The organism is Terasakiella pusilla DSM 6293, assembly GCF_000688235.1.
In the GTDB taxonomy this organism is placed as follows: Bacteria; Pseudomonadota; Alphaproteobacteria; order Rhodospirillales; family Terasakiellaceae; genus Terasakiella; species Terasakiella pusilla.
Map to the genome: position 1 here is coordinate 34,232 of NZ_JHYO01000023.1, position 22,609 is coordinate 56,840.

The 22,609-nt window shown below is 50.8% G+C and carries 19 protein-coding genes; 3 read left to right on the forward strand and 16 right to left on the reverse strand.

Features of this window, described 5'->3' with window-relative positions:
* Positions 1-2: 2 nt before the first annotated feature.
* Together pbfA and ald are read right to left on the reverse strand one after the other, a co-directional pair.
* Positions 3-1,412 (reverse strand): (R)-1-hydroxy-2-aminoethylphosphonate ammonia-lyase, encoded by a 1,410-nt coding sequence (pbfA, locus tag Q397_RS0114770; RefSeq protein WP_240475080.1) that lies wholly within the window; start codon positions 1,410-1,412, stop codon positions 3-5.
* A gap of 76 nt (positions 1,413-1,488) precedes the next feature.
* A complete protein-coding gene (ald, locus tag Q397_RS0114775; protein ID WP_028880080.1) occupies positions 1,489-2,607 on the reverse strand; it encodes an alanine dehydrogenase in 1,119 nt (372 codons plus the stop codon).
* A gap of 132 nt (positions 2,608-2,739) precedes the next feature.
* Here ald and Q397_RS0114780 point away from each other — a divergent pair, with 132 nt between their 5' ends.
* Positions 2,740-3,615 carry a LysR substrate-binding domain-containing protein gene (locus tag Q397_RS0114780; RefSeq protein ID WP_028880081.1) on the forward strand — a complete coding sequence of 292 codons (876 nt, stop codon included), beginning with the start codon at positions 2,740-2,742 and terminating at the stop codon, positions 3,613-3,615.
* Between the two features lie 25 nt (positions 3,616-3,640).
* On the opposite strand, the gene Q397_RS22785 is transcribed toward Q397_RS0114780, so the two are convergent.
* From Q397_RS22785 to Q397_RS0114815, 7 genes are all read right to left on the reverse strand, one after another.
* Positions 3,641-5,308 (reverse strand): Na/Pi cotransporter family protein, encoded by a 1,668-nt coding sequence (locus tag Q397_RS22785; RefSeq protein ID WP_051610092.1) that lies wholly within the window; start codon positions 5,306-5,308, stop codon positions 3,641-3,643.
* A gap of 93 nt (positions 5,309-5,401) precedes the next feature.
* Positions 5,402-7,129: a putative 2-aminoethylphosphonate ABC transporter permease subunit gene (locus Q397_RS0114790; protein ID WP_028880082.1), complete on the reverse strand. Its 1,728-nt coding sequence runs from the start codon at positions 7,127-7,129 to the stop codon at positions 5,402-5,404.
* 11 nt (positions 7,130-7,140) lie between these two features.
* Positions 7,141-8,274 (reverse strand): putative 2-aminoethylphosphonate ABC transporter ATP-binding protein, encoded by a 1,134-nt coding sequence (locus tag Q397_RS0114795; protein WP_205618835.1) that lies wholly within the window; start codon positions 8,272-8,274, stop codon positions 7,141-7,143.
* A 103-nt stretch (positions 8,275-8,377) separates the two neighbouring features.
* Entirely contained in the window at positions 8,378-9,403 is a 1,026-nt protein-coding gene (locus tag Q397_RS0114800; RefSeq protein WP_028880084.1) for a putative 2-aminoethylphosphonate ABC transporter substrate-binding protein, read from the reverse strand.
* A 242-nt stretch (positions 9,404-9,645) separates the two neighbouring features.
* On the reverse strand, positions 9,646-10,509 hold the full coding sequence (locus Q397_RS0114805) for a LysR substrate-binding domain-containing protein (RefSeq protein WP_038014163.1): 864 nt from the start codon (positions 10,507-10,509) through the stop codon (positions 9,646-9,648).
* A gap of 14 nt (positions 10,510-10,523) precedes the next feature.
* Entirely contained in the window at positions 10,524-11,750 is a 1,227-nt protein-coding gene (locus Q397_RS0114810; RefSeq protein WP_028880086.1) for an NAD(P)/FAD-dependent oxidoreductase, read from the reverse strand.
* Between the two features lie 103 nt (positions 11,751-11,853).
* Positions 11,854-12,714: a DMT family transporter gene (locus Q397_RS0114815; protein ID WP_028880087.1), complete on the reverse strand. Its 861-nt coding sequence runs from the start codon at positions 12,712-12,714 to the stop codon at positions 11,854-11,856.
* A gap of 198 nt (positions 12,715-12,912) precedes the next feature.
* Here Q397_RS0114815 and Q397_RS0114820 point away from each other — a divergent pair, with 198 nt between their 5' ends.
* On the forward strand, positions 12,913-13,830 hold the full coding sequence (locus Q397_RS0114820; RefSeq protein ID WP_028880088.1) for a LysR substrate-binding domain-containing protein: 918 nt from the start codon (positions 12,913-12,915) through the stop codon (positions 13,828-13,830).
* An 8-nt stretch (positions 13,831-13,838) separates the two neighbouring features.
* Here Q397_RS0114820 and Q397_RS0114825 read toward each other — a convergent pair whose 3' ends face one another.
* The 7 genes from Q397_RS0114825 to Q397_RS0114855 form a co-directional block, all read right to left on the reverse strand.
* On the reverse strand, positions 13,839-14,984 hold the full coding sequence (locus Q397_RS0114825; protein WP_028880089.1) for an iron-containing alcohol dehydrogenase: 1,146 nt from the start codon (positions 14,982-14,984) through the stop codon (positions 13,839-13,841).
* Between the two features lie 2 nt (positions 14,985-14,986).
* Positions 14,987-16,384 carry an aldehyde dehydrogenase family protein gene (locus tag Q397_RS0114830; RefSeq protein ID WP_028880090.1) on the reverse strand — a complete coding sequence of 466 codons (1,398 nt, stop codon included), beginning with the start codon at positions 16,382-16,384 and terminating at the stop codon, positions 14,987-14,989.
* Between the two features lie 19 nt (positions 16,385-16,403).
* Complete coding sequence (locus Q397_RS0114835) at positions 16,404-17,768, reverse strand: glutamine synthetase family protein (RefSeq protein ID WP_028880091.1); 1,365 nt, start codon at positions 17,766-17,768, stop codon at positions 16,404-16,406.
* 54 nt (positions 17,769-17,822) lie between these two features.
* Positions 17,823-18,866 carry a TRAP transporter substrate-binding protein gene (locus tag Q397_RS0114840; RefSeq protein ID WP_028880092.1) on the reverse strand — a complete coding sequence of 348 codons (1,044 nt, stop codon included), beginning with the start codon at positions 18,864-18,866 and terminating at the stop codon, positions 17,823-17,825.
* Positions 18,867-18,927: 61 nt separating this feature from the next.
* Positions 18,928-20,250: a TRAP transporter large permease gene (locus Q397_RS0114845; protein ID WP_028880093.1), complete on the reverse strand. Its 1,323-nt coding sequence runs from the start codon at positions 20,248-20,250 to the stop codon at positions 18,928-18,930.
* Positions 20,250-20,744 (reverse strand): TRAP transporter small permease subunit, encoded by a 495-nt coding sequence (locus Q397_RS0114850; RefSeq protein WP_038014165.1) that lies wholly within the window; start codon positions 20,742-20,744, stop codon positions 20,250-20,252. Before Q397_RS0114850 ends, Q397_RS0114845 begins: the two co-directional genes overlap by 1 nt.
* Before the next feature lie 8 nt (positions 20,745-20,752).
* The gene (locus tag Q397_RS0114855) at positions 20,753-21,529 is read right to left on the reverse strand and encodes an N-formylglutamate amidohydrolase (protein WP_028880095.1); all 777 of its coding nucleotides are present in this window, start codon (positions 21,527-21,529) and stop codon (positions 20,753-20,755) included.
* 161 nt (positions 21,530-21,690) lie between these two features.
* On the opposite strand from Q397_RS0114855, the gene Q397_RS0114860 reads away from it, so the two are divergent.
* A complete protein-coding gene (locus Q397_RS0114860; protein ID WP_028880096.1) occupies positions 21,691-22,569 on the forward strand; it encodes a MurR/RpiR family transcriptional regulator in 879 nt (292 codons plus the stop codon).
* Positions 22,570-22,609 lie beyond the last annotated feature (40 nt).

A 22,609-nucleotide genomic window follows, 5' to 3' on the forward strand; every position in this document is an offset into this window, starting at 1 on the left:
TCCTATCCAAACAGGCGCGTGTTGATCTCGGCAATTGCGCGTTCAATCACATCCATCGCCCAGTCCATTTGTTCTAACGTCGTGATCAGCGGCGGGGTGAAGGTCAGCACACTGCCCATGGAGATTTTGAAACTGAGGCCGTCATCAAGTGCGCGGTACAAAATCTCTTCCGCCGCATCATTGGCGGGCGTTTTTTCCGCACGATCCAGCACTAGCTCGCAGCCAAACAACATGCCGCGCCCACGCACATCCCCGATCAGTTGATATTTGTCCTTCATATCCATCAGGCGCTTAAGCCCATGCCCGCCGACGGTGGCGGCATTTTCCACCAGATTTTCCCGCTCGATAATCTCAATCGTCGTCAGGGCCGCGCGTGTGGTGACGGGGTTTTTCTCATGGGTGTAATGTCCAAAGGCATATTCCCCCGCCACATCCAGATCGGGATGACAGACCGCCGCTGCAATCGGCAGAATACCGCCGCCCAAGGCCTTGCCCATGACCAGAATATCCGGCACCACTTCATCATGATCACAGGCAAAAAACTTGCCCGTCTTGCCCAGACCTGTCGGGATTTCATCGAAAATCAACAAGGCACCGGCCTCGTGACAGGCTTTGCGCACCGCTTGCCAAAACCCCTTAGGCGGCAGGTAAGGAACCGCGCGGGCAGGTTCTGCAATCACGGCTGCCACATCGCCTTCTTTTTCCAGCACATATTTGACCATATTGGCGCAGGCCAAGCCGCATTTATCCAGATCAGGCTGGCCCTGATCATCACATTGATGCCCATAGACACAGCGATAACAGCCAAACGGGGCGACATGTTCCGACCCCGGCAGCAACGGCCCGATGGGACCGCCGCGAAACAACTGTTCCCCACCGACACTGGAAGCGCCAAATCCGGCCCCGTGAAAGGAATCCCAAAAGGAAATCGTCTTAAACCGCCCGGTCTTAGCACGCGCCACCTTCATGGCGACTTCATTCGCATCCGACCCACCTGTGGTGAACAAGACTTTGCTAAGATCGCCCGGTGCGATAGTGGCGATCTTTTCCGCCAGATCCACCGCCGGATCACACGAAAAACGCCGCGGCGCAAACGGCAACTCGTCCATTTGCTGAATAATCGCCTTTTTTAAATCAGGATGACCGTAGCCGATGTGATGCACATTGTTGCCATGAAAGTCCATGTAACGCCGCCCGTCGTAATCTTCCAGATAGACGCCTTCGGCCTTTCTGACCGCAGACAGACAAGGGGTGGAGACGGATTGATGCAGAAAATATTTGGCATCACGTTCCAACAACGCTTTTGTTTGCGCGCCGTGATTATCTGCACTCCATTTTCGTCTGCGCGGAGAAAAGTTGACTTCGCCTTCTGACTGGGCGGGGGCGGACATCTGTTCGGTTTGACCATCCATGGTACGATCCTTCTTTTAAAATCAAAAGAACGGGCACCCCTTCGACAAAGGATGCCCGTTGGGGAGGCTGCGGCTTTTACGCAGCGATTAAATTTTGGGGGTTCGCAAAGTCATAGCCAAGATCACGGGCCACGGCCTCGTATGTTACCTTGCCGCCCTGCACATTCAGACCCGCCATCAAATGGGCATCCTCTGCACAAGCCCGTTTCCAGCCCTTGTTTGCCAAGGCCAGCGTGAACGGCAGTGTGGCATTGTTCAGCGCAAAGGTGGATGTACGCGCAACCGCCCCCGGCATATTGGCCACACAATAATGCACCACATCATCGATGATATAAGTCGGGTCCGCATGGGTTGTTGCCTTCGATGTTTCAAAACAACCGCCCTGATCGATGGCTACGTCACAAATCACCGATCCTGCCTTCATGGACGAAAGCTGGCTGCGTTTGATCAACTTGGGCGCAGCAGCGCCGGGCACCAACACCGCCCCGATTACCAAATCAGCGTCATAGACCAGACTTTCTGTGGCATCGACCGTGGCATATTGGGTCTTGAGGCGCGGGCCAAACACATCATCCAGATAGGCAAGACGTTTCAGGTTTTTATCCAGAATGGTCACATCCGCGCCCAGCCCCAAGGCCATGCGCGCCGCATTGGTGCCAACCACACCGCCGCCAATCACAACGACTTTTGCAGGCAAGACACCCGGCACACCCCCCAGCAACATACCGCATCCGCCATTAGCTTTCTGTAAAACTGCCGCGCCTACCTGAATGGACATCCGCCCCGCCACTTCCGACATGGGGGCAAGCAAAGGCAACCCCCCATTGGCATCGGTGATGGTTTCATAGGCAATACAAGTCGCCCCGGAATTGACCAACCCTTTAGTCTGGTCCGGGTCGGGGGCAAGGTGCAGATATGTAAAGAGCAACTGGTCTTCACTCAGTTGCTCATATTCTACCTTCTGGGGCTCTTTGACTTTGACGATCATCTCCGACGTTGCAAAAATTTCTGCGGCGGTATCGACCATCTGGGCACCGGCTGTGATGTAATCCTCATCCTCACAGCCAATGCCGCTACCGGCTTGGGTTTCCACCTGTACCTTGTGCCCATTTGTCACCAGCTCGCGCACTGAGCTGGGCGTCAGACCGACGCGATATTCGTGGTTTTTAATCTCTTTTGGAACACCGATTAACATGTCCATCTCCATTCATTTTATTTTTGTAAATCGGATGACACCCTTGGCATGCATCCCTGTCTTGACAGATAAAACGCCCAGCCCTAACATAAATCAAATCGTTAATTTCTATATTTGGTATAGGTACAAGTTATGCATTACGTTCAACTGCGCGCCTTCCATGCTGTTGCGACCCACGGGGGGTTTTCCAAAGCAGCGGAACAATTATGTCTCACCCAGCCCGCGATCTCTGATCAGGTCCGTAAACTGGAAGAATATTTCGGCGTTTTGTTATTTCATCGCCACAAGCGCACGGTGCGCCCCACCGAGTTGGGGGAACAGTTGCTTGTGGTCACACGGCGCATGTTCGCCATTGAATCGGAAGCCATCGAGCTCTTGTCGGAAAGTAAGCAGCTACGCACCGGCTTTTTAAACATTGCAGCCGATGCCCCTTTGCACGTGATCAAAATGATCTCGGCCTTTCGCAAGGAATATCCGGGGATTGAAATTTCGCTCAAGCGCGGAAATTCTGATACCGTCTTGCGTCAATTGCATGATTACAGCGCCGATATCGGGGTGCTCGCCACCAAGCCGGAAGATAGCACCGTTGCCTATATCCCTTTGCGCCGCGACCCGATCGTCTGTTTCGTCCCCAAAGATCACCCTTGGGCGGATCGCGAATCCATCCGTGTACAGGACCTGAACGAACAACCGCTTGTCTTTCGTGAAAAAGGCTCAACCACGCGGCGACGCATCGAAGATATCTTCCTGAAAAAACACATCCGCGCCAAGATCGTGATGATCGCGGAAGGGCGCGAGGCCAACCGTGAAGCAGTGGCCGCAGGTATCGGCATCGGCTTGGTATCCGGGCCAGAGTTTGGCTATGACAGCCGCCTCAAAGCCCTACCCATCACCGGCATTACGATGGAGATGGAAGAATATCTCGTCTACCTGAAGGAAAGAAAGCACCTGCGTTTAATCAGTGCCTTCCTTAAATCTGTAGACGAGCATATCAACGACGACCTTTAAAAGTCAGGAAAAGGCAGTCCGGTTTTTAAGCCGGACTGTTTTCCAGAAGCATCACCGCCCCGCCATCATTTTCTAGGATAGAATAGGACAAGGCCGTGATATGCGAGTTGATCTGTTTAAAGTCCCGCAACAGGTCCATATGGATCGAACTTGTCTCCATACTTTCCACCTTGCCGTCCTGCAAGCGCACCAGATGCAGTTGCGTTGCCTCGATCTGCGCCTCACGGAAGGATCGTTTCTCGCTTAACAGCTGTTCTGCCTGCGCTTCATCCTGCGTTAAAAACAGATTGAGCGACAGTTGCAGGTTTGCAATCAAGCGATCATGCAAGATGTCAATTTCGTCTTCACCTTCCTTGGAAAATTTAAGCCCTTTCTTCTGTTTTTGTTGGGCCAGTTCCATCAGGTTACGGTCAATCAAATCGCCAATATGTTCCAGATTTGTGACAAAATTAACGATGGTCATACAGCGTTCACTATCATCCAATGACATCTTAGATCGGCTTAGGTCCGTGACATAAAACTTGATCGCTTCATTCAGGCGATCCACATCATCATCCAGTCGTGCAATGGTCTTGATCACCATCGGATCATTGTTTTTAAACGCATCAATGCTCAGGACCATCATGCGATGCACCACATCGCCCATGCGCAATGCCTCACGCGAGGCATTGTTAAGGCCATGCGTGACACTATCGGCGTAGTCATTGGTCAAATAAATCGGCTTTAGCGGCATGTCAGGGGAGTTCAGGTCTACCAGCGGCTTACTGATCAACCGTTCCACAAACCGCGCCATCGCATCCGTAAAGAAGATGAAAGTGATCGCCAAAGTGATATTGAAGAACATATGGAAATTTGCGATCTGGCGCGTGGGGGCGGCTTCAAATTCTGCCAGATAAGGTGCGACATAGTCCAACAAAGGAAAGGCCATCAACCCGCCACTTAAACGGAACAATAGATTGCCAACCGCCACCCAACGTCCCTCAACTTCCCCGCCCAAGGTGGCGGACAAAGCAGGCAGAGTGCCGCCGATATTGATACCCAGCACAAGCACAAGCGCCAAATCCAACGGGATATCGCCCGAACCTGACAAAGACATCACCAGCAACACCATCGCCAAACTGGAATGGGACAGCCATGTCATGACGGCGGCAATAATCATCGCCAGCAACAGTTCATCTTGCAACGCGTTGATCAATTGATGGATCAATTCCGACTCCCGCATCGGGCTGGAGGCCGCAACGATTTGTGACAAGGCGATCAGCATCAATGCCAAACCCAGCAACACGCGTCCCAGATTTTTCATCAACTTGGTCGTAGACGTCATATGCAAGACCAGACCGGAAACCGCACACAGCGGACTTAAAAAACTCAGATCAAAGCTCAACACTTGCGCAACAACCGTGGTGCCGACATCTGCGCCCAAGACCGTCGCCAAGGCTGGCCCCGTCGCAATCATGCCTCGACTGGCAAAAGACGAGATTAACAGAACAACAGCGGTGCTGGACTGCACCATCGCCGTCATGCCCGCCCCGGTAATCAGGGCCAGAAAGCGATTGCGTGTTGATTTTTTAATCGCTGTTCGAAGGTTGCCTCCCAAGGCACGCATGGCACCGGTGCGGACCATACGCAATCCCCATAGCAGGACAGCGACCCCGCCAATAAGGTTTAGCAAACCGAGTGTACCCGCTCCCATAGAAAATTCCTTTCTGGTTGGTGATACATATTTTTATTATTTGAGGATATGCCGCCCCATGTGCAAGCCACGGGGCGGACTTCAACACGGTCGCTATCGCGAGGCGTTTTTCCACGCACTCGTTCGTGCGTTAATGCCTTTGGTGATAAAGACATGCAGTGTCTTAACGGCGATAGAGGTCATGACAATCATCATCGCCATGGCGGCCGCCGGGGCCTGATCACCCACGTCATCCATGTTCAACACAGAGATGGAAGCAAGCTTGGTATCCGGTGCGTACAAGAACACCACCGCCGACACCGTCGTCATGGAGTTAACGAACAGATAAATCGCCACATCCGAGATTGCCGGCAAGCAAATCGGAAAATGTACCCGCGCCACCGTCTTGTAAAACGGCGCCTTAAGCGAGGCGGAAACCGCTTCAAATTCCCCATCAATCTGCTTCAACGCCGTCGTCAAGGTTAAGTGACTAACGGTATAAAAGTGCGCAATGGTACTTAATCCCAGGATAACCATCGTCCCGTAAATACCGTTTAACGGATTGCCCGGTGCGTTGAAAAAGAACACATAGGCCAACCCCAGAACCATCCCCGGCACCGCCATTGGCACCATCGCCATGACCTGAACCAGACTTCGGATCAACGCAAACTGCTTGGTCTTCTCTACGAAATACGCGCCGAAGAAGATCATCAACGTCCCGACTACAGCCGTCACAGCTGACAGGGTCAAACTGTTGAAGAAAGGCGCCCAGCCGTTTGGATCATTGGCGTTGAAGTCATAATGCTGCAAGGTTAAAGACATCTCATAAGGCCAAAACTTCACCAACGAGGAAAAGGCCGCCGTGCCGATAATGGTCAGCAAAAACAACGCAACCATCGTACAGAAAGCAAAGAGCAACCCATCGCGCAGCTTGTGCGGTTTCGGGCGATAAGGCTCAGATCGTGCCGACATTTGCGCTGTCTGTTTTTTGCGGACATGACGATCCACCGCAAAGGACACCAACGCAGGTATAAGCAGGATCATCCCGACCACGGCACCAATGGAAAAGTTTTGCTGCCCGACAACCTGCTTGTAGATATCGGTCGCCAAGACATTAAAGTTTCCACCGATCACCTTCGGAATACCAAAATCCGTAATCGCAAGGGTAAAGGCCACAAACGCCGCACTGATCAAGCCATAACGCGCCCCCGGCAACGTCACGGTAAAGAAGATCCGTACCGGACCTGCGCCCAAGACCTCTGCCGCTTCATACAGGCGCGCATCAGACGTGGAAAGGGCGGTGATCATAATCATCAGAATGTGCGGGAAGATGTAAAAACACATCCCGATTACAATCCCGATGGGACCATAGACGCTTTCGCCCATCAAAATCTCGCGGATCAAGCCCTGATTACCCAAAAGGTAAACCAGCGAAATCGCTGGCAACAAAGACGGCGCGAGGATCGGAATACTGGAAAGCGCACGGAAAATCTTTTTACCCGGCATACAAGACCGGGTCAGCGCATAAGCATATACAAATGCGGCCAACCCCGTAATCACGGTTGTCAGCAAAGAAACCCAGATACTATTGCTGATGGAGCCGACGAGACCGGGAGAACTGAAATATTCAATAAAATTGCCAAGGCCAACCCAGTCCCCGCTGTTGTTTTGAAAGCTTTTGGAAAACATCCCAAACAACGGAAAAATGATTGCGACCAACATGGACAAGCTGATGCCAATCAGGGCAATCAGCATAATGATATCTTCTTTACCCAGATGGCTTAGGCGTTGGCGAAACGTCGAACGGTGATTGTGATAGGTGGTTGTTGTTGCTGTATTCATGCTGCCTCCCCCTATCGCGCTTGCTTATCGCCGGAAAACACCCGCGAGCGTTTTTTCGGCAAAGCGATCTTGATGTGATCGCCAAGGGACAACGCATGATCACGCATCAGGTTTATGGAGAAATTAGCTGAAATTTCCATATCACCGCCCATCCCGTGACAGCTCAAGATCGCCCGGTAAAACGATCCCAGAAACTCCACGTCCAGCACTTCCACATCCAGCACATTGGCCGTGTCTGCCGTTACATTACGCACCATCACATCTTCGGGACGGATACAGACGGTGACTTTTTCGCCCTTCGGCAAATGCTTGACCTGCTGATCCACATCCAGCGTGTAGTTGCCGATGGTAATCTGGTTATCCGTGAGGACTTCTGCATCCAGAAAATTCATGTCCCCGATAAAGTCAGCAACATAAGCGCTTGCCGGATTGCGATAAATCTCAAGCGGGCTGCCGATCTGTTCAATGATCCCGTGGTTCATCACCACGATACGATCTGCCAGCGACAGGGCTTCTTCCTGATCATGGGTCACCATAATGGTTGTGATACCCAAGTTGCGTTGCAGTTCTTTCATTTCGTGACGCAGCTTAATGCGTACCTTGGCATCAAGGGCACTCAGCGGTTCATCCAGCAACAACAACCCCGGCTTGTTCGCCAAGGCCCGCGCGAGTGCAATACGTTGCTGCTGCCCACCGGATAAGGCGGTGGGATATTTATTATATGAGTCCTGCAAACCAACGGTTTCCAGAAGTTCGCGCACACGGGCTTCGACTTTATCGCGCCCCATTTCACGCACCGACAGCCCATATGAAATATTTTGGGCGACCGTCAGATTTGGAAACAGAGCGTAGGACTGAAACACAATCCCAAAATCGCGCTGCACCGGTGGCAAATGCGAGATATCTTTTTTATTGTGAACAAGACGGCCTTCGGATTGAAAGTCCAAGCCGGCAATCGCACGCAGCAACGTTGTTTTGCCGCAACCGGACGGACCGAGAAAGCAAACAAATTCGCCTTCATTCACCGTCAAAGAAACATCATCAAGGGCAACGAAATCCCCAAATCTTTTTGTGACATTATTGATTTCCAGATAGGCCATGGGCTGAACGTCACTTCCTTGTGGTTTTTTAATCATACCTGTCATAACAGGGGCTCCTACTCTGTAAAAAAGGCTAGAGTAAAGAAGAGGATATCGGGCCGTATCACCTCGACAAATGGAACGGCCCGACAAACTCGGTCATCTCAGATTACTTGGCTTCTGATTTTGTCCCGTAGCGTGTTTCCCATTCTTTAAGAATACGCGTACGGTTTGCAGCCGCCCACAGGAAGTCGTTGTCAATCATCAGACCCATTGCTTCTTCCGGATAGTTTTTCACCGGTTGTGCAACACCGTCCAAGGCAACAACAGCATAGCCTTTGTTATAAATTACGTTAGCCTCTTTGGTCACAGACCAGTCAGCGAAACGTTTTGCAGCTTCCTTGTTTTCAGAAGATTTGATGATGCCAAAAGCTTCCACATCCCATCCGAGACCTTCTTTCGGTGCGATCACTTCAATCGGGGCACCTTTGCTTTTCAGCTGCGCGCCTTTATAGGCAAAGGAAATACCGATGGGGAACTCGCCTTTTGCAGCCATTTTACACGGCTTGGAGCCAGAGTGCGTGTAAACGCCGATGTTTTCGTGCAGGCCGTCCATAAATTCCCAAGCTTTATCTTCGCCCATGATCTGCATCCACGAAGATACGTCAAGGAAGCCTGTACCGGAGGACGCCGGGTTCGGCATCACGAGATGACCTTTATAAACCGGATCAAGCAGGTCCGCCCAAGACGTCGGCTGCGGCAGGTTGTGTTTTTTCGCTTCATAAATGTTATAACAGAGCGAGGCGACCCAAGCGCGTTGACCAACCCAAGACGGGGTTGCATCTTTGTCGAGGAATTTTTTGTTTAAACTGTCGACGCCTTTAGGGGAATAAGCTTCCAACATATTGATGTCTTTCAACATCAAAAGACTGGTTGCGGCCACGCCCCAGACGATATCGGCTTTTGTATTGTCTTTCTCTGCCAGCAGTTTGGCTGTGATAATGCCAGTTGAATCACGGACCCATTGCAGGTCAATATCACTGTTTTCTTTTTCGAAGGCCTGTTTAAACCCGTGCAGTTCTTCCGGCTCGATGGCGGTATAGACTGTCAGTTTGGTTTTGGCCTCAGCCATCTGCGCGCAGCCGAGCATGAAAGTCGCGCCCATCAGCACTTTAATACAATTCGAAAGTTTCATTTTTAAATCCCAGTAGTTGAAGTCCTTATAAGACTATTTGATCGTTCTCTATCTTCCCTAGTTGGAACAACAACAATGGCTTTACCCTGATGAAACAAATTAACTTCTTCTCCTATGAGCAAAGCAACACCTGTTGCTCCTATCTTTGATTAACTCATTCAGTATAAAATAAGTCAAATTAACAATTCATATGATATGAATAAGTCAAACTTATACATTGACTACCTTCATTATGATAACAGTCATTTTTCTAAAAAATCAACGAAAGCCCGCAGAATTCCGCGATTTTCTCGCTCCCGACCCACAACCTGAGAGATCGTAAGATTGCCACCATCTACACCGAGTGGTATCGCTTTTAAACGGGGATCATCATTAAATTCGTTCTGCCAGACCAGACCAACCCCAAAACCATGGCGCACGCCTTCCATGACTCCTTCGCGCGAGGATACTTCCAAAGCGATGGTGGGGGTGAAATCAGCGAGCTTGCTCGCGGCATCAAAGACAGCTCTGGTCTGTGAGCCAACCATCCGCATGACCAGTTTTTCACCATCCAGATCCGCAAATGTGATCTTCTTTTTTTTCGCAAAAGGATGATCAATAGGACAGACACACCCAAGGGAAGACTGCTTCAAGGGCTTGGCAATAAACTGAGTTTCATCGACCTGTTCTGACATTAAAGCGATATCGATTTTACAAGCTTTCAAGGCCACCAAGACTTCGTGGGCGGACCCTAAATACAGGCTCACCTCCACATTGGGATATTGTTCTTTAAACCGCGCAAGATAGGGAAAGACCGTAACCGGACTGTCGCAGCCAATGCGCAAGGTCCCTTTATCCAGCGCATTGGCATTTTTAACCAGTTCTGCCGCCTGATCCTGTAGGCTAAAAATCTGCTTGCCAATATCGGCGAGGTCGCGCCCCAATGCAGTCGGGCGGACTTCGCCTTTCTTTCGTTCCAAAAGCTTGATGTTATAGCTTTTTTCAAGGGTTGCCACCTGCATGGACAGGTTGGATTGCGACAAATTCAATGTCCGCGCTGCTTTGGTAAAACTGCCGACACTCGCAACCGAGACAAAGGCTTTCAATTGCGACAGATTGATCGTCATCGCATCCCCTCCCTTTAACCAGCTTTCTTCTGCGATCGTGATGCCGCACATTGCGTCAGGAAAGCTTCATCATACGGATCAAAATCCCCAAAACGATCCGGCGCAAAGTCGGTTAAATCAATGCGCGGGGTCTGCCCCGTCACGAGATCATGGATGGATTGCCCCACCCCGCCGGAGATCGCAACCCCAGCCCCACAACAGCCCGAGGCCAAAAAGACATTGGACAGATGGGGCGCTTTGCCGATCACATGCTTGCCATCCGGTGTGTAACCTGACGGACCGCTGATATAGTGATGGATATCCACCTTCCCAATGCTGGGACAGACTTCCAGAAAAGGCTCGACCGCCTCTTCCAGTGCTGTCCAGCCTTCATAATCCTCATCAAAACTAAACCCCTGTAAGGAATTGGGCAGGTCGGTGGGATGGGCCCATTTACTCACCTGATCACGCAAGCCAAACAGCAGCCCGCCGACTTCGGGACGGGCATAGGCTTTGGCTTCCGGCAAAATCACAACCGGTGAGGTGACCGGATACAGCGGATCTGTTGCCGTGATCCAGTAATGACTGCGTACCGGCGCCATCGCTGCGCCACTGCCCAAAGGCTGTAACAAAGTATTGATCCACGGCCCCGCGGCCACCACAATCTGATCGGCGACAAAATCCCCTTGATCGGTTTTAATCGTTGTGACTTTTGCACCATCTTTGACCAGTTCCAACACCTCGGTTGATTGATAAACATCCAGATTGCCGCTGGCCTTGGCCCCTTGCATATAGGCTGCGCACAACCGATAGGGATCAATGAAGCCATCTTTCGGGTTAAAAACGATGTAGTCCACCTGATCAATGCTCAGCCACGGCACCTTTTCCCTGGCTTGATCGATGGTCAGTTCAACCGGATGATCGCCCATCTGGCGCAGCATCTCTGTCTGCTTGGCAATTGCCGTTGCACTTTCCACCGATTGCGCCACATGCATACTGCCCACATGGTTGAAATCCAGCTTGTCCCCCAACAAATCTTCCAGTTCGGAGACAGCCTCAAACGTTTCAACGCATAAATCGATCAACGGTCGGGTGGCGCGCCCCCGCGTCACAAGCGAAGCCGCGAGGCTGGAAGTTTGCATCCCCAACATGCCGCGTTCAATCAAGGCAACATTCAGGTCGGTATTTTTGCACAGATAATAGGCCGAGGTACAGCCCAGCAATCCCCCGCCAATGATCACGACATCATATGTTTTATTCATCCGATTTAATCCCAGACTGTGTTTAAGCTCACCTCACAGTGCCGCCCCATCAGGCATAAATCAAATCGAATAAAATCATGATCACTATCACTTTTATTTATACTTAATGGACCAGCGCAATCGCGATCCCCGCACTTAACACACCGGAGGCGAGAAAACGCGGCAACATGCCTTTTTCCTTCAACATCATGCCGCCCATCAGCACCGATAAGGGGATAGAGATTTGACGAACCGTAGTCACCAACGCGATATCTCCCCCCTGCGCATAGGCCAGCAGGATCAATAGATAAGATGCATACACCAGACTAGATGCCATCAATGATCGCCGGATAGAGGGAAATTCCATCGGTAAAAACATGGCAGAAAAATGAAATTTGCCCCGCAATCGCATAACAGTGCCATAGATCACGGCAAAACTAATCTGCACATAAAAAAACAGCACCGGACTTTCGATCACCTGCGTCGCCGCGCCATCCGCCATGGAATAAATGCCCGTACCACACATGGCCAGCACCGCAAGCAATAAAGTTTTACCGTCCAGCCCCACCGCTTTACCCGGTTGGATCGCCAACATGGCCCCGCCTGCCAGCACAATCAAAATGCCGAGGATCACCCACCAGTCATACACCTTGCCGAACACCAGAAAACTTGCCGCAATCACAAACAACGGTGACGCCCGAATAATGGGATAATAAATCGAAATATCGCCTTTTTGATAGGTCGCAACCAAGGCAAACCCATAAATCAACTGCCCCACAACGGATAAAGCAATCGGTCCATAAGCTTCAGGGGGGACGGACAGGTCATAGCCCATAATCAGCGCATGAAGGAGAGCAAGACACAACGACCCAAGCGACAACAGAAAATAGGTCCGTTCAGGACAATTTTCGCGTTTTACCAGCAAGTTCCAAAACGGATGGATCGCCGCAGACAGCAACACCATCATCAATACTTCAAACGTCATCGGGTCAGCCTTTTAAGGAAGTAACAGAAAGAGAAAAGAGAACAAACGAAAAAGGGAAACTTTCGCCTGCCCACAATGCCCCGATGCAAACAGCTTAACAAATCAGCTATTTTTTCACCCCTATAAAAAAAATTTATATACAAGGCTTCCTCAACGCCGTTACCTTTAACTTCTCGATTTTAAAAGCTAGGCAAAGTCATGCGTTACACCCAAATCCGCGCGTTCCATGAAGTCGCCCTTGAAAAGTCAGTCTCAAAGGCAGCGCAAAAGATGGGCCAGACCCAACCCGCCCTCAGCACCCAGCTGCGCAACCTTGAAAAAGAATATGGCGTCAAACTGTTTGAACGCACGACCCAAGGGCTGGCCCTGACCCAACAGGGTGAAAAGCTGTTGGAACTCACCCACGTTTTTTTAAAGCAGGAAACCTATATCGATGATTTTTTGAAATCATCCGGTGCCTTGTTGGGCGGGACCATCCGGCTGGTCGGGGACGATCCGGTCACGGCGCTTAACATCATCACTCCGTTCAAGGCCGCGTTTGACAATGTGGAAATCACCATGGATTTTGGCAACACCTTGCAAGCTTGCCAATCTTTGAAGGAACATAAGGTCGATATCGCGGTCATCACTGATCTGGGCACCACCGACATTCAGGATGAAAATTTTATGCGCCTGCCCTTGTGGCGGCATGGCCTTTCCGTGGTTGTCCCCAACGGGCATGACCTGACAAAAAACGAAAACGTCTGCACCAAAGACCTTGTGGGCTACAGCTATATCAACCGCGAACATGGCTCCCTTACCCGCCGCGCCTTCACTCGATTATTTCAGGAAAATGACGTCACGTTGGAAAGTACTTTGTCTTTGTGTGGGCGCGAAGCCATCCGCGAAGCAGTTGCCCAAGGTAACGGGATCGGCTTCATCTCCGATCACGAAAAAGGTCACGACAGCCGCCTGACCACTTTGCCTTTGAGCGATGCACGTCAGATTTTCCAAACCTCGCTGGTCTATCTGGCCTCGCAAAAAGAACGTCCGATCATTGCGGAATTTATCAACACCGCCAAACAGTGCAAAGAAAAAGGGAGCTTCGAAAAGCCCCCTTCGTCCAATCAGAAATGATCGCCGGATCAGATCACTTCTTCATATAGTTTTTTAGTGATCTCAACGGTCAGCGGGATCGGGTTCCCGCCTGCGCTTGGGTCATCTACAGCCATTTGGGCCAACAGGTCGATCTGGTCACGATCCACACCCAAAGCTGCCATTTTCTCCGGCACATCCATTGCGCGGGAGAAGTCGATCAGCCAGTTGTAGAAGCCGTCAAAGCCCCCTTCGATCCCCAGATAAGCCGCCAGCAGTTCAACACGGTCTTCAATTGCAGGACGGTTGAAACGTACAACAGCCGGAAGCGCGATTGCGTTTGTCATGCCATGTGGTGTGTTGTAAACCGCACCCAACGGATGAGACAACGCATGCACGCCCCCCAAACCTTTTTGGAAAGCCGTTGCCCCCATTGCAGCCGCACTCATCATATGGGCGCGGGCTTCAAGGTTGCCACCGTCTTTAAAGGCCGTCATCAGGTTGTCTTTCACCAGACGCATCCCTTCAAGGGCAATCCCTTGAGACATCGGGTGATAGAACGGTGAACAGAAAGCTTCGAAACAGTGGATGAACGCATCCAGACCTGTCCCCGCCGTAATCACCGGCGGCATACCGACTGTCAGTTCCGCATCACAGATCACGATAGAAGGCAGCATTTTCGGATGGAAAATGATTTTCTTCACATGGGTTTCAGAATTGGTCAGGATCCCTGCGCGGCCCACTTCAGACCCTGTACCCGCTGTGGTCGGGACAGCGATAATCGGTGCAATCCCGTTGACGTCAGCGCGTGTCCAGTAATCACCAATATCTTCAAAGTCCCACACCGGGCGGGTTTGACCGGACATAAAGGCGATGATTTTCGCCAGATCCAGGGCAGAACCGCCGCCAAAAGCAACAACGCCGTCATGGCCGCCATCACGATAGATTTTCAGACCTTTTTCAAGGCTGACTTCATCCGGGTTAGGATACACATCGCTGAACATCGCACGACCCAGACCGCCTTTTTCCAAAACGTCCAGTGCTGTCGCAACGATCGGCAGGCTTACCAGACCGGCATCGGTGACGAACAACGGCTTTTTCATGCCAACAGCTTGACAGGCTTCCGCCAGTTCTTGAATACGACCCGCACCAAAACGGATGGCTGTCGGGTAACTCCAGTTCGCAGTAATGGTCATTCTTACAACGCCTTTTTGAAGTGATAGGATTTAACGCGTGTCAGGCCATGGAAGCCAATAACGGACAATGCACCGCCGCGACCTGTATCTTTACAGCCTGTCCAGCACAGCGCCGGATCAAGATAATCTGCACGGTTCATAAAGACCGTCCCTGTTTCCAGTTCACGCGCAATTTCAGCCGCACGGTTTTCATCACCCGTCCACAAAGAACAGGTCAAACCGAAGTCGGAATCGTTCATCAACGCGATGGCTTCTGCATCATTTTTAACCTTCATGATGCCCACAACCGGACCGAAGCTTTCTTCACGCATGACTTTCATGTCGTGATTGACATCGACCAGAATTTGCGGCGCAAGGTACGCGTTTGTACCGTCATCTGCCGGGAACAAGGCCGGATCGATCAGCAGCTTGGCGCCCGCCTCAACCGCCTCTTTGATCTGTGCACGGACTTCATCAGCAAAACGTTTGTTTGCCATTGGGCCCATTGTGGTGTCTTGGTCCAGCGGGTTGCCCAGCTTGTAGCCGGATACAATCTTGACCGCTTTTTCCACGAACTCGTCGTAGAGCGATTCATGAACGTAGATACGCTCAATCCCGCAGCAACACTGACCGGAGTTAAACATCGCCCCGTCAATCAGCGTATCCACAGCCGCATCCACGTTGGCATCTTCCATCACATAGCCCGGATCTTTACCGCCAAGTTCCAGACCCACACCTGTAAAGGTGCCCGCCGCTGCTGTTTCAATCGCTTTACCACCACCGACAGAACCGGTGAAGTTGATGAAACCGAAGTGACGTGCTTTGATCAGGGTTTCCGTTGTCTTGTGATCCAGATAGAGGTTCTGGAACAATTCTTTCGGCATACCGGCTGCAACAAAAGCTTCCACCATATGTTCCCCGACCAGCAGGGTTTGTGTGGAATGTTTCAGGATCACAGCGTTACCGGCAATCAGGGCCGGAGCAACGGTGTTGATCGCTGTCATGTACGGATAGTTCCAAGGGGCGATCACCAGAACAACCCCGTGTGGTTCGCGTTCGATACGACGTTCAAAAGCATCGCTTTCTTCAACGATGATCGGTTTCAAAGCTTCTTCGGCGATATCCGCCATATAGCTTGCCCGTTCGTTGACACCGCCAAATTCACCGCCATAACGGACCGGACGGCCCATCATTTTTGCAATCTGAGGAATGATCTCGTCGTTCATTTCACCCAGTTTTGCCACACCGGCACGCACCAGGGCAATACGGTCCTCAAGGGACTTTTTGGCCCAGTCTTTTTGTGCCTGTTTGGCTGCGCTAATCGCTTTTGTCGCCTCTTCTACGGAGGCGATCGGACGTTCTGCAAACACAGACCCGTCGATGGGGCTGATACATTGCAGAGTAGAAGCGGATCCAGTCATGTTAAATAGCCTTTCTCAATTAGGATCTTTCGAAGCCGCGCGCGACTTCCCAGTCGGTGACAACACTGTCGAATTCTTCTTGTTCCCATTCGGCAGCGCGTGTGTAGTGTGCAACTACGTCTTCCCCAAATGCTTCTTTCAACATTTCGGAATTTCGTAACGTTTCTGTGGCGTCTCGCAAAGTTTTTGGGATGTCTTTTGCTTTTGCCATTTCATAGACGTCGCCTTGAGTTGCTTCAGGCAATTCCAGTTTTTCTTCCAGCCCTTTTATACCCGCAGCCAATTGCGCTGCAATCGCCAAATACGGGTTCAGGTCCGACCCGCCGATACGACACTCAACACGGATGCCTTTAGTATTGGCCCCGCACAGGCGGAAAGCCGCTGTCCGGTTGTCAATGGACCAGACCGTTTTGGTCGGTGCAAAGGTGCCTTTGGCAAAACGTTTGTAGCTGTTGACGTAGGGCGCAAGGAAGTATGTGTAATCTTCAGCGTATTTTAGCAAGCCCGCCATGTAATGACGCATGGTGTCGGACATGCCAAGCGGATCATTTTCATCATAAAATGCCGGTTTACCATCTTTCCACAAGGACTGGTGGACGTGGGACGAACTGCCCACACGACGGTGATCCCATTTCGGCAGGAAGGTTGCGGCATGACCATTTTGCCACGCAATCTCTTTAATCGCGTGCTTTGCAATGGTGTGATAGTCCGAACAGTCCAGCGCTTTGCCAAAACGAATATTCAATTCTTCCTGACCCGCTTCGGCTTCGCCTTTTGAGTTTTCAATCGGGATACCGGCTGCAAACAGGTGGTTACGAATGGGGCGCATCACGCCTTCTTCTTTGGTGGTCTGGAAGATATGATAATCTTCATTATATCCGCTGATCGGGTCCAAATCTTTGAAACCGCCTTTACGGATTTCTTCGAAGCTCTTTTCGAACAGGAAGAACTCGAGCTCTGTGGCCGTCATGACCTCAAGCCCGAGCGCTTCCATACGTTCGACCTGACGCTTCAACACTTGACGTGGAGAGTGGGATACGGGTTCGTGATGGTGGTGATCAAGGACATCACACAACACCATCGCTGTTCCTTCCAACCATGGCACCGAACGGATGGTCTCAAGGTCCGGTTTCATGACATAGTCACCGTAACCTTGCGACCAGCTTGTCGCTGCATATCCATCGGGTGTCGCCATCTCTAAATCGGTTGCCAGCAAATAATTGCAGCAATGGGTTTCCTCATAAGAGTGGGTGACAAAGTTCTGAGCATGGTAGCGCTTACCCATCAAGCGGCCTTGCATATCCACAAAGCATACCAGAACGGTATCGACGATACCCTGAGAAACCTGGTCTTTTAATTGGTCGAATGTCAGATTACCGGGCATGGTTGGTATCCTCTTTCCTGTCATTTTAGTGTTTTATTTTATAAGGTTGTCAAATCAGCCGTAACGATACGGACGACCTGCTTTTTGCATGTCCGAATTGTACTTCTTGATGATATCGACAACTTTCTTTTTGGTCGGTGACTCAGCTGCAATTTCGTCCCAGAACTTGACAGCAGCTTCTTCAACCTGTGCCCATTCCTGATCCGGAATAGACGTCAGTTTCAGTTTATCACCATTGACGCGCAGGCTGGCTTCACCGCCCCAGTACCACCACTGACGATAATAATGGCTTTGGTCCATACAAACGGTCAGCAGCTCACGCAGGTGTGCCGGCAATTCGTTCCAACGATCCATGTTGGCAAAGAAGGAACCCGCCCACGCACCGGAGATGTTGTTGGTCAGGAAGTAGTTGGTTACATCCGCCCAACCGACTGTGTAATCTTCGGTGATACCGGACCATGCAATGCCATCCAGCTCGCCGGATTGAACCGCTGTCTCGATGTCTTCCCACGGCAGAGTTACCGGTACAACGCCAAACTGGCTCAGGAAGCGACCTGCTGTCGGGAAGGTAAAGACGCGCTTGCCTTTTAGGTCCGCCAAAGAGTTGATCGGATCTTTTGTTGCAAAGTGGCAAGGATCCCAAGAACCGGCAGAAATGTGTTTAACACCGACTTTTGCGTATTCTTCTTCCCAGATTTCCTTCAGGCCATACTGGTTAAACAGCACCGGCACATCCAATGAATAACGAGAGGCAAACGGGAAGTAGCCGCCAAACACGGTTACGTCAGTCGGTGATGCCATAGAGTCGTCATCAGACTGAACCGCATCGATAGTGCCTTTCTGCATCGCGCGGAACAATTCGCCGGTCGGAACCAACTGATCAGCGAAATACAGTTCGATCTCCATTTCATCGCCAGCGATTTTGTTGAAGCTGTCGATCGCCGGTTTGATCACGTGTTCAGCCAAAGCCGGACCCGCATACGTTTGCAAACGCCATTTGATTTTGGACTTCGCAATAGCAGGGGTCGCAAGCGATGTACCTGCTGCTGCGATACCGGCAAGACCGGCAGTCTTCATAAAGTCACGTCTTGTAGTCATGTGTTAAACCTCCTAACGGTCGTTTTTTGTAGTTTCTACGGGCGCTCTTGGGTCAGAGTTCTTATTTTCCATAGATGTAATCAGGCAGCCACAAGGCGATCTGCGGGAAGACCATTACCAATGCCAACGCAAAGGCCATGACCAACACAAATGGCAGGATCGACCGGTAGATATCCCGAAGGCCAATCTCAGGCGGCGCCATGGCCCGCATGAGAAAGAGATTGTAGCCAAATGGTGGTGTCATATAGGCAATCTGTGTTGTGATGGTGTAAAGCACGCCATACCACACCAGATCAAAACCAAGGGAACCAACAAGCGGCACATAAAGCGGGGCAACGATAACCAGCATGGCTGTGTCATCCAAAAACGTCCCCATCAGAATAAAGCTGAGCTGCATCAGGATCAAAATCATCCACGGGCTAAGCCCCAGCTGTTCTGTAAACAAGTTTTCAATGGCTTTTACCGCACCCAGACCATCAAAGACCGCCCCAAAACCAAGGGCTGCCAAAATGATCCACATAAACATGCAGGAAATACCAAGAGTATTGCGAACCGAGTTTTCAAACACGGTCTTTGTCATACGGCCCTTCAAGACAGCCGCAAGAAACGCCGCCATCGCCCCGATCGCAGAACTTTCCACAAGGGATGTCCAACCGTTCAGGAACGGGATCATCATGGCAAAGAAAATCGCGAACGGCAGTAGACCTGCACGCAACAGCGCCAACTTTTCTTTCATCGGCATGTCGCGGTCTGCTTTGTCCAGAACCGGACCCAGCTTCGGATTGATTTTACACCGAATGACGATATAGATGACAAACATTGCCGCCATCATCAGGCCGGGGATCACACCCGCAAGCCACAACTGGCCCACAGGCTGACGCGCGATCATGGCATAGAGAACCAGCACCACAGATGGCGGCACCAAAATCCCTAAACTCGATCCCGCCTGAATGACCCCGGTAACCATGATTTTATCATACCCCCGACGCAACAGTTCCGGCAGAGCAATCGTAGCCCCAATCGCCATCCCCGCTACGGACAGGCCGTTCATGGCAGAGATCAAAACCATCAGCAAAATGGTCCCGATTGCCAAGCCGCCACTCAGCGAGCCCATCCAAACGTGGAACATCTTGTAAAGGTCATCCGCGATCTTACTTTCAGACAGGACATAGCCCATGAAAATAAACATCGGCAGAGTCAGCAGCGGATACCATTTCATCAATTTCATGGCACCGGCAAACGGAATGTCAGACCCACCCGTCCCCCAAAGGGTCAGGGAGGCAACACAAGCGACAAAACCAATGGCTCCAAAGACACGTTGCCCGGTTAAAAGCATCAGCATCATGGAAGAGAACATCAAAAGAGCGATCATTTCATAAGGCATTAGACTTCCTCCCCGCGCAGACGCAGGATGTCTTTGAACAGCTCAGATGTACACTGCATGATCATCATAAAAATACCGAAACACATAATAACTTTGATTGGCCAGAGGTAGGGACGCCATGCCGTCGGGCTGCGTTCGCCATACATCAGCGAGTAAGAAGTGCTATCCCAACCGCCATATAACATGACGCCAAGATAGAAAATCAGGCAGAAAACTGTAATGCAGTCTACCCATAGTCTGGTGTGCTTTCGCCATCCGCCATAAAGCAGGTCCATACGCACATTGGACCCCATCTGGATGGAATATGGCCCACCTAAAATATAGTAGGCCACCATCGTGAATTGCGCCATCTCTAGGGTCCAGAGAGAGGGCAGGAAAAATGTTTTAGAAATTGATGACCAGAGCAGAATCCCCACAAGAGCAAACACCCCGTACATCGCAATTCGTCCCATGCGATAATTAATAACGTCAATAAACGCTATGTATTTTTTCATGAACGAGTTCAACGTTCTCGCCTCACTTTGTCTGTTAAACTCAAATCGGCCAGTTTCGGCTCTATTATTGTTGAAAGACATTTTGCGGCCTTAGACACACCTTCAGGATCACTGATCAGATCATTTCTGATTTCAATCATCACATTGGCCAGATTATTTTCGATGGCATGTCGTCTCAGCGTATGCGTCACCCCGTCACTCGGACTATAGGGTTCATTACGCCGGATATCGTAATCAAGGTCGGCGCTCTCCTTCAGGATGTGATCCGCCAAACGGCTATCCGCATCATGCAGGATGCCCATTTCAACGTCACGTTTTACGCCCTGATAGACCGGTACATAGGAATGAACGGTCACCACAACAGGCTGAACGTCCTCGGACATACGCGCCTTGATGGTTTCGCCCAAGACCTGATGGAAAGAATTGTAAACATGCTCAACGCGCCACGCGCGATCTTCATCGCTCATCTCCATATTGCCGGGGATGTCATGCACTTCGCTTCGTGTTGGCATGGCATCCGCAGCTTCTGGCGGGCGGTTGCAATCATAAACCAGACGGGACACTTTTGCGGCGACTAACGGTGCATCCAGCAGGCGCGACATTTCCTTCGCGACCGCCAATGCACCCGGATCCCATGCGATATGGTAATCCAACACATCCGCATCCAGCCCCAGATTATGAAAATGCGCAGGCACAAAATTGCATGCATGCTCACATACAAGCACAAGCGGTGCCTTGCCACTTTCATTTATAACTTCAACAGCTTGCAACTTTTCAGATGGCATATTTCTATCCAGCCCCATGTACCTTTTTCTGTCACTTTTCAAGATTTACAAAACTGTGACAGAAAATATATTTTCAGGCAATAGTTTTTCTGTCATTATATTTACAAAACTAAAACGGCGTTTTCTCTGCTATACTCAGCGTCAAAATTGTTAGGATACAAATGACGAAACCATCATCCAAAAGCGTTGTGGAATTGATCCGCGAAAACTTTGAGGAACTGACACAGACAGAACGTCGTCTGGCAAATGTCCTGTTGGAAAACTATCCGCTTTCCTGTCTGGGGAGCATCACTGCCACTGCCGAAATGGCGCAGGTTTCAACGCCTACGGTCCTTCGGATGGTCAAGAAAATCGGCTTTAAGGGCTTCCCGGATTTTCAAACAGCCGTGCGGGGGGAATTGGAAGAAAAGATCTCCAGCCCGATTGCAAAATTCAACCGCTGGAGTGAATCCGCCTCCAACGAGCACGTCCTGAACAAGTTCGCGGACGCCGTCATGGATAACCTAAAACAGTCGCTGATGCAGATTGATCCCTCCATGTTCGACGAAGTTGTAGACATCCTGACAGACCAGAATCGCACGCTCCATGTTGTCGGTGGACGCATCACCCGCGCGCTTTCTGATTACTTCTTTACACATATGCAGGTTGCACGCACCAATGTCACCAGCGTGGCCTCCAACTCCAACACGTGGCCACATTATGTGCTGAATATGAAAAAGGGTGACATTCTGGTCGCCTTCGACGTGCGCCGATACGAACATAACATCCTGAATTTGACCCGTCTTGCCCGTGAACGCGGAGTTAAGGTGGTCCTTTTCACCGATCAATGGGGCTCCCCTGCGGCTAAAAACGCACAATATGTGTTTAACCTGCGCATTGAAGTCCCATCCGCGTGGGATTCTTCGGTTGTCACTTTATTTGTACTGGAAGCCCTGATTGCCGCAGTTCAGACCAAAACATGGGAAGAAACCAAGGTCCGCATGGCAGAACTGGAACGCCTGTTCGATGAAACAAAGCTGTTTAAAAAGTTCAATTCCTGACCTCTTGTAACCGTAAAACTCACAAAAAAAGCCTACCCCT

Coding starts and splice junctions, on each gene's coding strand:
- Q397_RS22785 (WP_051610092.1), bottom strand. CDS start 5,308: ATGGGAGCGGGTACACTCGGTTTGCTAAACCTTATTGGCGGGGTCGCT.
- Q397_RS0114820 (WP_028880088.1), top strand. CDS start 12,913: ATGCGTTACACCCAAATCCGCGCGTTCCATGAAGTCGCCCTTGAAAAG.
- Q397_RS0114790 (WP_028880082.1), bottom strand. CDS start 7,129: ATGAATACAGCAACAACAACCACCTATCACAATCACCGTTCGACGTTT.
- Q397_RS0114845 (WP_028880093.1), bottom strand. CDS start 20,250: ATGCCTTATGAAATGATCGCTCTTTTGATGTTCTCTTCCATGATGCTG.
- Q397_RS0114850 (WP_038014165.1), bottom strand. CDS start 20,744: ATGAAAAAATACATAGCGTTTATTGACGTTATTAATTATCGCATGGGA.
- ald (WP_028880080.1), bottom strand. CDS start 2,607: ATGTTAATCGGTGTTCCAAAAGAGATTAAAAACCACGAATATCGCGTC.
- Q397_RS0114800 (WP_028880084.1), bottom strand. CDS start 9,403: ATGAAACTTTCGAATTGTATTAAAGTGCTGATGGGCGCGACTTTCATG.
- Q397_RS0114835 (WP_028880091.1), bottom strand. CDS start 17,768: ATGCCCGGTAATCTGACATTCGACCAATTAAAAGACCAGGTTTCTCAG.
- Q397_RS0114815 (WP_028880087.1), bottom strand. CDS start 12,714: ATGACGTTTGAAGTATTGATGATGGTGTTGCTGTCTGCGGCGATCCAT.
- Q397_RS0114805 (WP_038014163.1), bottom strand. CDS start 10,509: ATGACGATCAATCTGTCGCAATTGAAAGCCTTTGTCTCGGTTGCGAGT.
- Q397_RS0114860 (WP_028880096.1), top strand. CDS start 21,691: ATGACGAAACCATCATCCAAAAGCGTTGTGGAATTGATCCGCGAAAAC.
- Q397_RS0114840 (WP_028880092.1), bottom strand. CDS start 18,866: ATGACTACAAGACGTGACTTTATGAAGACTGCCGGTCTTGCCGGTATC.
- Q397_RS0114795 (WP_205618835.1), bottom strand. CDS start 8,274: ATGACAGGTATGATTAAAAAACCACAAGGAAGTGACGTTCAGCCCATG.
- pbfA (WP_240475080.1), bottom strand. CDS start 1,412: ATGGATGGTCAAACCGAACAGATGTCCGCCCCCGCCCAGTCAGAAGGC.
- Q397_RS0114780 (WP_028880081.1), top strand. CDS start 2,740: ATGCATTACGTTCAACTGCGCGCCTTCCATGCTGTTGCGACCCACGGG.
- Q397_RS0114855 (WP_028880095.1), bottom strand. CDS start 21,529: ATGCCATCTGAAAAGTTGCAAGCTGTTGAAGTTATAAATGAAAGTGGC.
- Q397_RS0114825 (WP_028880089.1), bottom strand. CDS start 14,984: ATGACCATTACTGCGAACTGGAGTTACCCGACAGCCATCCGTTTTGGT.
- Q397_RS0114830 (WP_028880090.1), bottom strand. CDS start 16,384: ATGACTGGATCCGCTTCTACTCTGCAATGTATCAGCCCCATCGACGGG.
- Q397_RS0114810 (WP_028880086.1), bottom strand. CDS start 11,750: ATGAATAAAACATATGATGTCGTGATCATTGGCGGGGGATTGCTGGGC.